Raw genomic sequence first — 13,783 nt, 5'->3', positions numbered from 1 at the left:
AGCTCTTTTCTTATTTTAGTGATCTAATTCAATAAGTAAATCACCCGTTTGAATTGCATCACCATCGTTAACATATACTTTCTTCACTTTACCATTGAACGGCGCTTGAACTGTCGTTTCCATTTTCATCGCTTCTGTAATTGCCATAGAATCGCCTTTTTTCACTTCGTCGCCTTCTTTTACAACTACTTTAATTACCGTTCCTGGCATCGTTGCACTAATATGATTTGGATTCTCACGGTTCCCTTTCACACGTTGTGCAACTGTTGCTTTTACACTCTCGTCTTTCACGATAATTTCACGTGGTTGACCGTTAAATTCCAAGTAAAGAACGCGGTTTCCATCCGGCTGAGGTTCTCCAATTGATACTAGTTTAACCATCAATGTTTTACCCTGTTCAATTTCTACATCAATTTCTTCACCTAGTCTCATACCATAGAAGAACGTCGGTGTATCAAGTACAGATACATTTCCATAAAGCTCAGCAACTTTTTCATAATCCATAAATACTTTTGGATATAAAGCATATGCCACTACATCAAAAATCGTTACTTCGCGTCCAAGTTTATGGAATAATTCTTCTTTTAACGCTTCGAAATCTACTGGCTCTAGTAATTCACCTGGTCTTACTGTTAATGGCTCTTTCCCTTTTAAAATAATCTTTTGTAATTCTTTCGGGAAACCACCGTACGGTTGACCTAAATCACCAGAGAACATTTCAACAACAGACCCTGGGAAGTCCATGGCATGTCCACGCTCTAAAACATCTTGTTCTGTCAGATGGTTTTGAACCATAAATAATGCCATATCACCAACAACTTTTGATGATGGCGTTACTTTTACAATATCTCCAAACATGTCATTCACACGGCGGTACATTACTTTCACTTCATCGAATCGATCTCCTAAACCAACCGCCTTCGCTTGTTGCTGAAGATTACTATACTGCCCACCCGGCATTTCATGCATATACACCTCTGTATGAGGCGCATTCATACCACTTTCAAACGGTGCATAGTATTTGCGTACATCTTCCCAATAATGAGATAGTTTTTCTAAAGAATCTATATTAACATCTGGTTGTCTTTCGTTTCCGCCTAACGCATAGTATAGCGTGTTCGCACTTGGTTGTGACGTTTGACCAGCCATAGAACTCACTGCTACATCGACGATATCAACACCCGCTTCAATTGCCTTCGTATACGTTAATATACCATTTCCACTCGTATCGTGCGTGTGCAGATGAATTGGAATCGACACTGTCTCTTTTAATGCAGAAACTAAATCATATGCTGCATTTGGTTTTAGTAAGCCCGCCATATCTTTAATACCTAAAATGTGAGCTCCTGATGCTTCTAACTCTTTTGCTAAATTTTTATAGTAATTTAAATCATATTTACTACGCAGTGGATCATGAATATCCCCTGTGTAGCACATTGTTGCTTCTGCAATTTTACCAGTATCTCGTACAGCGTCAATTGCAACTCTCATGCCTTCCACCCAGTTTAAGCTATCAAAAATACGGAATACATCAATGCCTGCTTGAGCAGAACATTCCACAAATTTTTGAATTAAATTATCTGGATAGTTTTTGTATCCAACTGCGTTTGAAGAACGAAGTAACATTTGGAATAACACGTTCGGCATTTTTTCACGAAGATCTAGTAATCGTTCCCATGGATCTTCTTTTAAGAAACGATACGCAACATCAAACGTTGCACCGCCCCACATTTCCGCTGAGAATAGGTTCGGTAACATTCTCGCTGTTGGCTCCGCAATTTGATGTAAATCTTTTGTACGAATACGAGTTGCAAGTAATGACTGGTGTGCATCACGGAATGTTGTATCCGTTAAAAGTACACGTTTTTGATCCTGTACCCATTTTACTAATCCGTCCGCTCCACGCTCGTCCAAAATTTGTTTCGTTCCATTTTGGATTGGCTCTGAATGTTTTAAACATGGAATACGAGCATCTGGGAATATTGGTTTTTCTTTTTTCCCTACTCCTGGGAAACCATTTACTGTTACTGTACCAATGTAATTTAACATTTTCGTTCCACGGTCTTTACGTTTCGGGAACAAGAACAATTCAGGTGACGCATCGATAAATGAAGTATCATATTCTCCTGATAAGAAGTTTTTATGCTTTACTACATTCTCTAGAAATGGAATATTTGTTTTAATACCACGAATACGGAATTCTTTTAAGTTACGTTCCATTTTTGCAGCAGCTTGCTCAAAAGTAAGTGCCCAAGTTGTAACTTTTACAAGTAAAGAATCGTAGTACGGTGTAATAACTGCACCTTGGAAGCTATTTCCTGTATCAAGACGTACACCAAAACCACCGCCTGATCGATACGCCATAATTTTTCCTGTATCCGGCATAAAATTATTTAGCGGATCTTCAGTTGTTACACGAGATTGAATTGCAAATCCATGTACAACTACTTCCTCTTGCTTCGGAACACCTACCATTTTGCTATGTAATGAATGTCCATCAGCTATTAAAATTTGTGATTGAACAATATCTACTCCCGTAATCATTTCTGTAATCGTATGTTCTACTTGAACACGTGGATTTACTTCAATAAAGTAAAACTCATCATCTTTTACAAGGAATTCTACTGTTCCTGCATTTAAATAGTTTACATTTTTCGTTAACTTCACAGCAGCATCACAAATACGCTGACGCAGATCATCTGAAAGTGATACACTCGGTGCAATTTCTACAACTTTTTGATGACGACGTTGTACAGAACAGTCACGCTCGTATAAATGAACAACATTGCCTTCTTCATCTGCTAAAATTTGTACTTCTATATGTTTAGGTTTTTCAACGAATTTTTCGACGTAAACTTCATCATTACCAAAAGCTGCTTTCGCTTCTGATTTCGCTCGATTATATGATTCTCCTAATTCCTCACTAGTACGCACAATACGCATACCACGACCGCCACCCCCAAGGGATGCTTTAATAATAATCGGGTAATCATACTTTTCAGCAAATTTTTTGACTTCTTCTAATGAATTTACTGGACCATCACTACCAGGTATAACTGGAATTTGTGCTAGCTGCGCTTGTGTTCTTGCTTTCACTTTATCTCCAAACATATCTAAATGCTTACTTTTCGGACCGATAAAGATAATTCCTTCTTCTTCACAACGTTTAGCGAATTGAATATTTTCTGACAAGAAACCATATCCAGGGTGGATTGCATCTACATGATTACTTTTTGCAATCTCAATAATGCCTTCAATATCTAGATAAGCATCAATTGGTTTTTTTCCTTCCCCAACTAAATAGGACTCATCGGCTTTATAGCGATGATAAGAACCACTATCCTCTTTAGAATAGATTGCAACTGTTTTTAATCCAAGTTCCGAACAAGCTCGAAACACACGAATTGCAATCTCTCCACGGTTAGCTACCAATACTTTTTGAATACGTTGCAGCTTTGTCATGATTTTCCCCCTCTACTTTCCTACCACTCTAGAGATAAAATATATACACACCTTAAAAAGCGTGAAGTTCTTCACTTTCCACATTATATTATACTTAGAAAGCTTCACTTTATTTTTATCCATCATACCTTATTTTCTAACAAATGATAAGTTTTCTGTGCAATTTGTTTCACAAAAATAGTATAGCATACCTCTTCCTTTTCTAACAACTTAATTGTATATCACATTTAACTTAATGTGATATATCTTTTGACTGAAAGAGAAATTAGTACATCATATTTAAAACTACTTAAAAATAAAAAACACATCATGCTCTAAAGCACAATGTGTTTTTATTTTACAACTACAAGATGTGGTCCATTTTGTTCTCTTTCTTTCATTACACCATTCTGTTGTTTCTCTTGTCGTTTCACGTGACTAGCAATATTGAGTAGTATTCCCATTGCAAGTAGATTAGCTAATAAAGAACTTCCGCCGTAACTAACAAACGGTAATGGTACTCCTGTAAGTGGTATTACTCCAGACATACCACCGACATTGATAAACGTTTGAACTCCAAACAAGCTTGCAATTCCGATAGCTATTAAACTTCCAAATGGATCTGTACACTTTTGCGCAACTCTAAATGACCGAATAATAATAAGTAATAAACAGATTAAAATGATAGCTACACCTATAAAACCAAGTTCTTCAGATATAATTGCCATTATAAAATCCGTTTGCGGTTCTGGTAAATAACCATATTTTTGTACACTATTCCCTAATCCTCTACCATTAAGCCCTCCAGAAGCGATTCCAATAAATGAATTCACTAATTGAAACCCATCCTTTTGAGGATCATTAAACGGATCAAGGAAAACAGAAAAACGTGCCTTTTGATATGGATTTAATGCATAATTACCAAGAAGATATAGTGCCGGAATCCATACTATAGAAGTTAAAGCAATTCGTTTAATCCATAAGTTAACCTGTACTCCCGAACAAAGAAACATAATTCCTACTGTTCCTGCAATTAACAAATCAGTACCTAAATCATTTTGCTTTAATATTAAAAACATGATTATTCCAACACCAATAAGTACTGGACCTGACCCTTTGAAAACAGGTGTATTCGTTTCTTGTCTTTTCGCAAAAAAATGAGCTAAGACGAGAATAACTGTTATCTTAACAAATTCTGCAGGCTGTATTCCAAATATCCACCCGTTTGCACCGTTTACTGACTTAGTGAAAAAGGCAGCTGCAGCTAATAAGGCAACACTAGCACCGTAACTCCCCAACAAAAAAATTCGTTTTCTCCAAACTTTATATGGGATAGTAGCAATAATTATTAATACCATTGTCCCAACAACTAAAGTAATTAATTGTCTTTTAAAAAAGAAATTTGCTGGTTTATCAAATCTCGAAATCGCAACAATGGAACTCGAACTATATACCATTATTACCCCCAGCACACATAAAATAACAAGAGGAAGTAACAATGAATAATCCATTGATTTCCATACTTTTTTCATTTCATTTCCTCTTTCTGTTTCAATTTAATTATTGTTGTATTCCATATGTACATTGATTCTTCCTGCTTTATTATACAAATAAAAAGCTCAAACTAATTTAGTTTGAGCCCCCTTATTTGAACCCGTTATTGTTGTTTGTTTGTAAATGCTTCATGAAGTGCAGATAACTCACGTTCGAGCTCACCTAACATTGCTTTCCCTTGTTCTTCTGCAATAAGACCAAGGCGAACTGCAAAATCGACCTCGCGGGATAGTCCAAACATTTGTGTGTCTAACACTTCTTCATATAATGGACATTGCGGCATTGTAAGATGGTCCATTTGCACCTTAATAAGTCTTAAAATCTTCTCTGCATCCGCTTGTAGAAGGGCTAGTGCCTTTTCCTGATGATTTGCTACTGTCTCAGACGCCAAATTGATTCCCTCCGTTTCCGTCCTACTCTCCTCTATCCTATCTATTAATATTAGCGATAGTTTTAATAAATTGCAATAGAAACATTTTTTGTGACAACAGTGTCTAATACTATTATACTGAAAAGTGGGAGTATAACACAAATGGGGGAACAACAATGAGCGAAATTTTATTTATTAACGGAAAAGTACGTTTTCCAATCACTATTGATCCAACTGTTTGGATCTTTGATGATCGAAAAGTAGATTTGACAACTTACTTTGATGAAACTAGAGAAAACACGTCTGAACTAGAAACTTATTTAAAAAACACTTCAGAACATTGGGATCGCGAAATCCGTGATGGTGCCGCTTTTCCTCCAATACAACAAAGTGTGAAGAAATATAAAAAAGAACAGCTGATTACTGGAACATTTGGTATACCATTTCATCCATTCCTTGCTAACGCTGAAATTTTAGAGGACGCTACGCAAGTTGAAATTGAAACGGTAGATCATACAATGACACTTCCATTAGAAACTGTCAAAAATGCTATACTAGGCTTTTCAAAAGAAGGAAAACCATTAAAAGAAGACGGGCCTGTTCATCTCTATTTCAATGATGGATCTAATCAACAAAATCCAATCCGTAACATCCGTAAATTTACAATTATTTAAAGAAAAGGAGTGAGCTTAAGCTCACTCCTTTTCACAATAAATCTGCTGCTAGTTGAGCTAAATTAGATCGCTCCCCTTTAACAAACTTCACATGACCACTAATACGCTGTTCTTTAAACTTCTCTACAACATACGTTAAGCCATTATTATATTCATCTAAATATGGGTGATCAATTTGCTGAGGATCTCCCATCAATACAATCTTACTCTTTTCCCCTACCCTAGTTAATATCGTCTTCACTTCATGCTTTGTTAAATTTTGTGCTTCGTCAATGATAATGAACTGATCTGGAATACTTCTCCCGCGTATATAAGTAAGGGCCTCTACTTCAATCGAACCCATTCCAGCTAAAATAGCATCTAACTCTCCTGGCTTTTTCGTATTAAATAAATACTCTAGGTTATCAAAAATTGGCTGCATCCATGGCCTTAACTTTTCTTCTTTTTCTCCTGGTAAATAACCGATATCTTTTCCGACTGGAACAATTGGTCTTGCCACAAGTAATTTTTTATATAACCCTAAGTCTTCTGTTTGCATAAGTCCCGAAGCTAACGCAAGTAACGTTTTTCCTGTGCCGGCTTTCCCCGTTAACGTTACAAGCGGAATATCTTCACGAAGCAACAATTCTAATCCCATAATTTGCTGCACGTTTCGTGGTCGTATCCCCCACACTTGTTCATTGTGAAAAATAAGTTTCTTTACCTTCTTACCTAAGTGATCCACAATGCCAAGAGCAGAACTAGAGCCCCCTAATGCATCTTTCATCACTACAAATTGATTTGGATAAAAAGGATGATTCGCAATTTCAGATAGAGGCAATTCACCTTTCTCATAAAAATAATCCAATTGTTCTTTTGATATATATCCTTCTAAAAAACCAGAATATATATTTTCTACTTCAATTACGCGATCACTTAAATAATCTTCAGCCTTCAAACCAATTGCATCAGCTTTTACTCTTACGAGTACATCTTTACTTACTAAAATAACAGACTTCCCGTCCTCTTTTTCCTGTTCTTCTAAAGATAGATTTTTTGCTACAGCTAAAATTCGATTATCATTTGTTTTTTCTACAAAAATATCTTGTAGTTGTACAAATGAACGATGGTTCAATTCAATACGAAATGTTCCGCCGTTTTCTAGCGGGATACTTTCATGCAGCTTTCCTATTTCACGAAATTTATCTATTAACTTAGATACATAACGAGCGTTTCGTCCTACTTCATCCATATAACGTTTTTTCGAATCAACCTCTTCTAATACAACTGCTGGAATCACTACTTCATTGGTTTCAAATGAAAAAATAGATAAAGGATCCTGCAAAAGTACATTCGTATCTAACACATAAATTTTATCCAACCTGTTACCCCCTGACTCCACTTTTAAATTTGTAGAACAAGGGTTTCATCCATAAAATATGGACGAACCATTGTTATAATTATATGTACCGTGTAAACGAGGTAGAATCGAAAATCATAGTCATTAAACCTTTTATTTATTCTTTATTCATTTCTATTCAATATATTACTTTTTATTATAATTATTAACGTTAAATCACAATAACTGATTACAAAAGTGAATAAACAAATTTCCTATTTAGCATCTTTATAATTCTCTTATCCCTACTAACACTTCATTATCCAGCTTTTTCGCTGCCCGAAGATCATATGTTTTTTCATATGTTGGTTCAATTGCAAGTTTCGCTCCATAAAACATAACATCACGCACTTCTTGCACATTTACTTCTATTACAGTTAATTTTAAAGAAATACCTTCCATTCTATCTGTCAAAATTTCACCTGCACCACTTATAGAAAATACGGATTCATTCGCCATTATAGTCAATACCACACCTGTATTATGCTGTATATTTTCCACAATACGTGAACGTTGATCTACTGCAAATCGAATACTAGTTTTACTCACTGCATACACCCAAGAAATAGCACTTACGTTAGGAACTTGTTTTTCGAAATCTGTCGTTGCTATCATAACAATACACTCTTTACGCAACGTTTGTACTAAATCCTTTGTTAAGGTAGGCTCTACTACATTCGCCATATTTTCACCTCCAAACATACTTGGTATATCCTTATCATAACTTATTTTTTGAATTGCGAAAATATTATTTTTTCCCACTATTATTCAAAAACATTATACTTCCATGATATACTTATACTGATAGAATTCGTATTGAGGTGACGAAATGAGAGTCAAATGTATGATTTGTGATAAAAAAGATATGTTAGATGATGAAAATCCTATGGCAAAAAAACTGCGTAATCGCCCTATTCATACATATATGTGCATGGAATGTTCGGAACGAATTGCAGAGCGTACAATGGAACGTCATGCAAGTGGTAATTTCCGATTATATCGTGATAAAAAAATCGAAGATGATTGGTAAAATGTAAATAAGTCCTTACTCATATAGATAAGGACTTATTTATATTTTTCTGGTTCACGATTCATCTGATCCAAAAAACAATCAATGGCTTCTAACGGAAACCTTGCAGATTTCCGTTCTCCATTCATTTCATATGTAATTAAATACATTTCCTCGTTCTTTTCGACTTCCACATTTCTTAATTTATGTTCTTCATATATCATATTTTGAAATAACAAATATGTTTCTTTTGCAGCACTATCATCTGGGCGTGCTTCCGCAACTGTTTTAATTGTTAACCAATTATATAGTGCATCTTGTACTGAACGCATGAAAACTCCCCTTCCTTATCCTGCTTTTTGTTGTTTCGCTTGACGCAAACGCAATCTATAAATTCCAAGTACAATTGCCGCTACAACAAGTCCTTCTCCAACAGGTAAAAACACAGCAAAAAAGGTTAATACTGTGCATCCAATTGCTAATGATATGTATATCACAATATTTTTTAGTACAGACAACTTTCTAGCAAACCCTAAATTATAAACGAGAGCACTTAATATAATAATCGTCCCATAAAGTAACCACATTCCTAACTCTGGATTTTCATCTACCTTACACAATTTTGCAAAAAAAGACATCCTTTCTAACACACTCTTCCCCCCTAGCAGTAAAATGCAATTTTCTTTATACACTTAATACAAGAGTAACTCGCAAAAAAAATACTGTCCACAAAAATGAGTAAATATTCTAAAAAATAAACAAAATAAAAAAACAACGCCCTTTATAAAGGGCGTTGTTTTTTTATTTTTACGCTTCAACAGATTTCTTTTTCTTAGCAGCTCTTTCGCGCTCACTCTTATCAAGAATCTTTTTACGTAGACGAATTGATTCTGGAGTTACTTCACAGAACTCGTCATCGTTTAAGTACTCTAATGATTCTTCTAAAGTCATTAGGCGTGGTTTCTTCATTGTTGAAGTTTGATCTTTCGTTGCAGAACGAATGTTAGTTTGTTGTTTCATTTTCACAACGTTAACTGTTAAGTCGTTCTCACGAGTGTGTTCTCCTACAATCATACCAGCATATACTTCTGTACCTGGTTCAACGAAGATTACACCACGGTCTTCAACTTGCATAATACCGTATTGTGATGCTTTTCCTGTTTCAAGTGAAACTAGAACACCTTGACGACGTCCACCAACTTGTCCAGCGTGTACTGGTTGGTAGCAATCGAATGTATGGTTTAAAATACCGTAACCACGAGTTAATGTTAAGAATTCTGTTGTGTAACCAATTAAACCACGTGCTGGAACCATGAAAGTAAGGCGAACTTGACCGTTTCCGTTATTCACCATATCTAACATTTCACCTTTACGTGCACCCATAGATTCCATAATAGAACCAGTGTATTCTTCAGGTACATCGATTTGTACACGCTCTACAGGCTCACATCTTACGCCATCAACTTCTTTAATAATTACTTCTGGCTTAGATACTTGTAATTCATAACCTTCACGACGCATGTTTTCAATTAAGATAGATAAATGTAGTTCCCCACGTCCAGATACGATCCACGCATCAGGAGAATCTGTATTATCTACACGTAAACTTACATCTGTTTCTAATTGTGAACGAAGACGCTCTTCAATTTTACGAGATGTAATGTATTTACCTTCACGACCTGCAAATGGGCTGTTATTTACAAGGAACGTCATTTGTAGTGTTGGCTCATCAATACGTAATAATGGTAACGCATCTTGATGTTCAACTGGACATACTGTTTCACCTACGTTAATGTCTTCCATACCAGAAACGGCTACTAAGTCCCCTGCTTTTGCTTCTTCAATTTCTTGACGTTTTAATCCCATGTAACCGAATAATTTCGTTACGCGGAATTGCTTCACGCTTCCGTCTACTTTCATTAAAGCAACTTGTTGTCCAACCTTCATTGTACCGCGGAATACGCGACCAACTCCAATACGTCCAACGTAGTCGTTGTAATCAAGAAGTGCTACTTGGAATTGAAGTGGCTCTTCGCTGTTATCAATTGGTGCTGGAATATGTTCGATAATTGTATCGAATAATGATTTCATATTCTCTTCTTGATTTGCTGGGTTTGAATCTAAGCTTGCTGTTCCGTTCATTGCTGATGCAAATACAACTGGGAACTCTAATTGATCTTCGTTTGCACCAAGCTCAATGAATAAGTCGATTACTTCATCAACTACTTCATCTGGACGAGCGAAGTCACGGTCAATTTTGTTTACAACTACGATTGGAGTTAAGTTTTGCTCAAGAGCTTTCTTTAAAACAAATCGTGTTTGTGGCATACAACCTTCATATGCATCAACAACAAGTAAAACACCATCAACCATTTTCATGATACGTTCTACTTCTCCACCGAAGTCAGCGTGACCAGGTGTATCTAAAATGTTAATTCTTTTATCTTCATAGTGAATCGCTGTATTTTTCGCTAAAATTGTAATACCGCGTTCTCTTTCTAGATCATTTGAATCCATTGCGCGTTCTTCAACGTGTTCGTTCGCACGGAAAGTCCCCGCTTGACGTAATAACTGGTCAACAAGTGTTGTTTTACCATGGTCAACGTGGGCAATAATTGCTATATTACGTAAATCTTGTCGTTTTTTCAACATGTCCAACTCCTAATGTCTTTTTAATCCTTCTCTATTATAAGAGCGAAGGGGATACAATAGCAATTAAAATAAAAGCAAGAATGAAAATATAGTTGTATTCTTACTTTTGTGAAAGTAAAATGAGATTGGAGGGTGAAGAAATGGAACACATTCAATATCGCTTTTTATTAACTGCAATTATCGGTGTTATTTTCTTAATCGGTATCGGCATTATGATTGCTGAAAATAGTCCAATCGGTATTATTATTTGCATTATCGGCACATTTGTTACAGTTGGATACGGTTTTGTAACAAAAAGAAAAATGCGCAAATCACAATAACGCTAAAAAGTAAGAAGCTTATACACAGCCTCTTACTTTTTTTGTTGCTCTCATATAAACGATAACACTTCTTCATACACTCCTGGTTTTGCAACTAACACACTGCTCTTCTCTATGATAGAAAGTGGCGCTCCAGAGAATGTCGTCACCTTACCTCCAACTTCTTCTACAATTATCTGTCCTCCGCCAAAATCCCATGGTGATAATCTCGGCGTTACATATGCATCTATTCTTCCTGTTGCAACGTATACCATCTCTAACGCTGCACAGCCATATGATCTTGTGCCTCTTGCTTTCTTAACAAGTGCCATCATACTTTCCATATTAAGCAATGGATTATCTGTAAGCCATATCGCATTTAAAGCTACAATACCTTGCTCTACAGTTCCTTTTTTCAGTGGAGGAATTGATATATCATTACAAAAAGCTCCAGATCCCTTGACTGCATGATATAGTTCATCATGCACTGGATCATATATAAGTCCAATCTTTCCGATACCGTTCTCATAAATCCCAATTGAAATCGCAAAATTTCTTTTTTGATGAACAAAGTTCATCGTGCCGTCAATTGGATCAATTAACCAAACAACCCCGTCAGAAGACGTTATCTCGTCTCCATAACCCTCTTCTCCTAAAATATTATGATTCGGGAATGTTTCTTTAATTTTCCCAATTAAAAACTGTTCTATCTCTCGGTCCATATTTGTAACTAAGTCAGCTGCATTTGATTTTGTTTCTATAATAAGTGCTTTTTTCATTGATGCCATTAAATGCTCTCCTGCATCCCGAATCCACCGTTTGGCGTGTGCATCAATGTCTTTCCATACTTCTTGCATGTTTAAACACTCCGATCTATACTGTTCACAGAAAAAACGAACCCTTTATAAGGTTCGCACCAACTAATTTTTTATACATATACTATTATTACGCTTCTAAACGAATCATTTCAAGTCTTAACACTTCTAACTTTTGTACACACTCTTCTTTTTTCTGTTTATCATCTTCCATCATCGCATCATATAAAGTTGCTAATTCATAATCTAGCTCCAAACGTAGCACCGGTATTCTCTTTTCAGCATCTGTTCTCTTTAACGCATTAATCACCTGTCTCATATTATTTGCCTCCTCCCAATATTCGTCTGCCCTCGGACTAGAATTAATTCAATTTTCTGATTTTTTGTTTTATACTATACTATGTTGGATAAATCATCTATGCAACAAAATTATATTTTTTTATTTAAATTTTTTTGTGCTGTTTTTTTTATGAATAGTACAAGCTATGCTAAAATAAAAGCAAAATAGGAGTTGGAGGAACAATCATGACAATACAAACATTCAAGTCAACTGATTTTGATGTCTTTACAGTTGATGGTCTCGAAGAACGAATGAGTGCAATTAAAACGAACATTCATCCTAAGCTAGAAGCTTTAGGGGAACAATTTGCAGAATACTTATCCAAACAAACTGATGAGAACTTTTTTTATCATGTTGCAAAACACGCACGCCGCAAAGTCAATCCACCAAACGATACTTGGGTTGCTTTTTCAACAAATAAACGAGGATATAAAATGCTACCGCATTTCCAAATCGGCTTATGGGGTACTCATGCCTTCATATACTTTGGTTTAATCTATGAGTGTCCACAAAAAGTTGAGACGGCTCATGCCTTCTTAGAACATTTAAATGATTTAAAAACAAATATTCCAAATGACTTCGTTTGGTCCATTGACCATACTAAACCAAGTGTGAAATTACATAAAACACTTGAAACCGAAGACTTACAAAAGATGATTGAACGATTAGCTACTGTAAAAAAAGCAGAATTATTAGTTGGTATTCATATATCACCAGAGGAGTTTTCAGCAATGACCAACGAACAATTCCTTGCTAAGATTGAATCTACGATGCAATCACTCCTTCCTTTATATGCACTTTGTAATCGATAGTAGAAAACGGACAATTTATATTGTCCGTTTTTAGTTGTTATCACATTATATCACTTCAGTTTTTATTTTTCAAAATATTTTTTACATTTTTACAAGCTTTTGTTCTTCGACTTCTTTTGCCCTTTGAATAGCACGATATATAGAGTATCCACTTACTTCTTCAAATTCTTTATCAATTTTCTTTTCTTCTGCTTTCGATGGAACAATCTCTTTAAAACGACGATATAAACCCATTAATTCTTCTCTTATAATCCCTTTTTCATAAGCTTTCTCAATCGCTTCATAAAACTTAACAATTGTAACCATTTCCTCATTTGACCAATCATAATCTAACGGATATTGATATTCCATTTCGCACCTCATTTATCATTTCTTCTTGTTTCATTATGCTATCTTAAAGAGAATATTTTATTCTTCATTATAGCCACTCTGCATTATA

15 protein-coding genes are annotated in these 13,783 nt (G+C 35.5%); 4 read left to right on the top strand and 11 right to left on the bottom strand.

The features are described 5' to 3' along the window. Positions 1-15: 15 nt before the first annotated feature. From pyc to ACTFR8_RS12965, 3 genes are all read right to left on the bottom strand, one after another. On the bottom strand, positions 16-3,462 hold the full coding sequence (gene pyc / locus ACTFR8_RS12975; protein ID WP_000164093.1) for a pyruvate carboxylase: 3,447 nt from the start codon (positions 3,460-3,462) through the stop codon (positions 16-18). A 332-nt stretch (positions 3,463-3,794) separates the two neighbouring features. Then, on the bottom strand, positions 3,795-4,973 hold the full coding sequence (locus ACTFR8_RS12970) for an FtsW/RodA/SpoVE family cell cycle protein (protein WP_098283086.1): 1,179 nt from the start codon (positions 4,971-4,973) through the stop codon (positions 3,795-3,797). A 125-nt stretch (positions 4,974-5,098) separates the two neighbouring features. Beyond that, on the bottom strand, positions 5,099-5,386 hold the full coding sequence (locus tag ACTFR8_RS12965) for a YlaN family protein (protein WP_000135694.1): 288 nt from the start codon (positions 5,384-5,386) through the stop codon (positions 5,099-5,101). A gap of 155 nt (positions 5,387-5,541) precedes the next feature. On the opposite strand from ACTFR8_RS12965, the gene ACTFR8_RS12960 reads away from it, so the two are divergent. Continuing rightward, a complete protein-coding gene (locus tag ACTFR8_RS12960; protein ID WP_001289809.1) occupies positions 5,542-6,039 on the top strand; it encodes a hypothetical protein in 498 nt (165 codons plus the stop codon). Positions 6,040-6,070: 31 nt separating this feature from the next. On the opposite strand, the gene ACTFR8_RS12955 is transcribed toward ACTFR8_RS12960, so the two are convergent. Beyond that, a complete protein-coding gene (locus tag ACTFR8_RS12955) occupies positions 6,071-7,399 on the bottom strand; it encodes a PhoH family protein (protein ID WP_000358083.1) in 1,329 nt (442 codons plus the stop codon). A gap of 246 nt (positions 7,400-7,645) precedes the next feature. Next, a complete protein-coding gene (locus ACTFR8_RS12950) occupies positions 7,646-8,101 on the bottom strand; it encodes a pyridoxamine 5'-phosphate oxidase family protein (RefSeq protein WP_100619304.1) in 456 nt (151 codons plus the stop codon). Positions 8,102-8,246: 145 nt separating this feature from the next. On the opposite strand from ACTFR8_RS12950, the gene ACTFR8_RS12945 reads away from it, so the two are divergent. Beyond that, positions 8,247-8,447: a YlaI family protein gene (locus tag ACTFR8_RS12945; RefSeq protein ID WP_002082250.1), complete on the top strand. Its 201-nt coding sequence runs from the start codon at positions 8,247-8,249 to the stop codon at positions 8,445-8,447. A 35-nt stretch (positions 8,448-8,482) separates the two neighbouring features. On the opposite strand, the gene ACTFR8_RS12940 is transcribed toward ACTFR8_RS12945, so the two are convergent. The 3 genes from ACTFR8_RS12940 to typA all read right to left on the bottom strand — a co-directional run bounded on the left by ACTFR8_RS12940 (position 8,483) and on the right by typA (position 11,078). Further along, entirely contained in the window at positions 8,483-8,758 is a 276-nt protein-coding gene (locus ACTFR8_RS12940; RefSeq protein ID WP_001258147.1) for a hypothetical protein, read from the bottom strand. Between the two features lie 15 nt (positions 8,759-8,773). Next, positions 8,774-9,076 carry a YlaH-like family protein gene (locus tag ACTFR8_RS12935; RefSeq protein WP_000893662.1) on the bottom strand — a complete coding sequence of 101 codons (303 nt, stop codon included), beginning with the start codon at positions 9,074-9,076 and terminating at the stop codon, positions 8,774-8,776. Between the two features lie 157 nt (positions 9,077-9,233). Continuing rightward, on the bottom strand, positions 9,234-11,078 hold the full coding sequence (typA, locus tag ACTFR8_RS12930; protein ID WP_000914762.1) for a translational GTPase TypA: 1,845 nt from the start codon (positions 11,076-11,078) through the stop codon (positions 9,234-9,236). A 140-nt stretch (positions 11,079-11,218) separates the two neighbouring features. Between typA and ACTFR8_RS12925 the strand changes: the two genes are divergently transcribed. Next, a complete protein-coding gene (locus ACTFR8_RS12925; RefSeq protein WP_000400127.1) occupies positions 11,219-11,398 on the top strand; it encodes a DUF5325 family protein in 180 nt (59 codons plus the stop codon). A 50-nt stretch (positions 11,399-11,448) separates the two neighbouring features. Here the strand turns inward: ACTFR8_RS12925 and ACTFR8_RS12920 are convergent, their stop codons facing one another. Both ACTFR8_RS12920 and ACTFR8_RS12915 read right to left on the bottom strand, forming a co-directional pair. After that, complete coding sequence (locus ACTFR8_RS12920) at positions 11,449-12,234, bottom strand: inositol monophosphatase family protein (protein WP_001158703.1); 786 nt, start codon at positions 12,232-12,234, stop codon at positions 11,449-11,451. Positions 12,235-12,322: 88 nt separating this feature from the next. Next, positions 12,323-12,511 carry a hypothetical protein gene (locus tag ACTFR8_RS12915; protein ID WP_001250164.1) on the bottom strand — a complete coding sequence of 63 codons (189 nt, stop codon included), beginning with the start codon at positions 12,509-12,511 and terminating at the stop codon, positions 12,323-12,325. Positions 12,512-12,717: 206 nt separating this feature from the next. Here ACTFR8_RS12915 and ACTFR8_RS12910 point away from each other — a divergent pair, with 206 nt between their 5' ends. Next, entirely contained in the window at positions 12,718-13,344 is a 627-nt protein-coding gene (locus tag ACTFR8_RS12910) for a YktB family protein (protein ID WP_000155317.1), read from the top strand. Positions 13,345-13,425: 81 nt separating this feature from the next. Here the strand turns inward: ACTFR8_RS12910 and ACTFR8_RS12905 are convergent, their stop codons facing one another. Beyond that, positions 13,426-13,695 carry a UPF0223 family protein gene (locus tag ACTFR8_RS12905; protein WP_000456549.1) on the bottom strand — a complete coding sequence of 90 codons (270 nt, stop codon included), beginning with the start codon at positions 13,693-13,695 and terminating at the stop codon, positions 13,426-13,428. Between the last annotated feature and the right edge of the window lie 88 nt (positions 13,696-13,783).

Origin of the sequence: Bacillus cereus group sp. MYBK15-3, from assembly GCF_051916765.1 — a bacterium.
GTDB classification, from domain to species: domain Bacteria; phylum Bacillota; class Bacilli; order Bacillales; family Bacillaceae_G; genus Bacillus_A; species Bacillus_A cereus.
Note: the sequence above shows the minus strand (reverse complement) of the source record. Positions and strands in the feature narration are given on the sequence as shown.

Coding starts and splice junctions, on each gene's coding strand:
- ACTFR8_RS12940 (WP_001258147.1), bottom strand. CDS start 8,758: ATGCGTTCAGTACAAGATGCACTATATAATTGGTTAACAATTAAAACA.
- ACTFR8_RS12960 (WP_001289809.1), top strand. CDS start 5,542: ATGAGCGAAATTTTATTTATTAACGGAAAAGTACGTTTTCCAATCACT.
- ACTFR8_RS12905 (WP_000456549.1), bottom strand. CDS start 13,695: ATGGAATATCAATATCCGTTAGATTATGATTGGTCAAATGAGGAAATG.
- ACTFR8_RS12945 (WP_002082250.1), top strand. CDS start 8,247: ATGAGAGTCAAATGTATGATTTGTGATAAAAAAGATATGTTAGATGAT.
- ACTFR8_RS12915 (WP_001250164.1), bottom strand. CDS start 12,511: ATGAGACAGGTGATTAATGCGTTAAAGAGAACAGATGCTGAAAAGAGA.
- ACTFR8_RS12970 (WP_098283086.1), bottom strand. CDS start 4,973: ATGAAAAAAGTATGGAAATCAATGGATTATTCATTGTTACTTCCTCTT.
- ACTFR8_RS12910 (WP_000155317.1), top strand. CDS start 12,718: ATGACAATACAAACATTCAAGTCAACTGATTTTGATGTCTTTACAGTT.
- ACTFR8_RS12925 (WP_000400127.1), top strand. CDS start 11,219: ATGGAACACATTCAATATCGCTTTTTATTAACTGCAATTATCGGTGTT.
- ACTFR8_RS12950 (WP_100619304.1), bottom strand. CDS start 8,101: ATGGCGAATGTAGTAGAGCCTACCTTAACAAAGGATTTAGTACAAACG.
- pyc (WP_000164093.1), bottom strand. CDS start 3,462: ATGACAAAGCTGCAACGTATTCAAAAAGTATTGGTAGCTAACCGTGGA.
- ACTFR8_RS12920 (WP_001158703.1), bottom strand. CDS start 12,234: ATGCAAGAAGTATGGAAAGACATTGATGCACACGCCAAACGGTGGATT.
- typA (WP_000914762.1), bottom strand. CDS start 11,078: ATGTTGAAAAAACGACAAGATTTACGTAATATAGCAATTATTGCCCAC.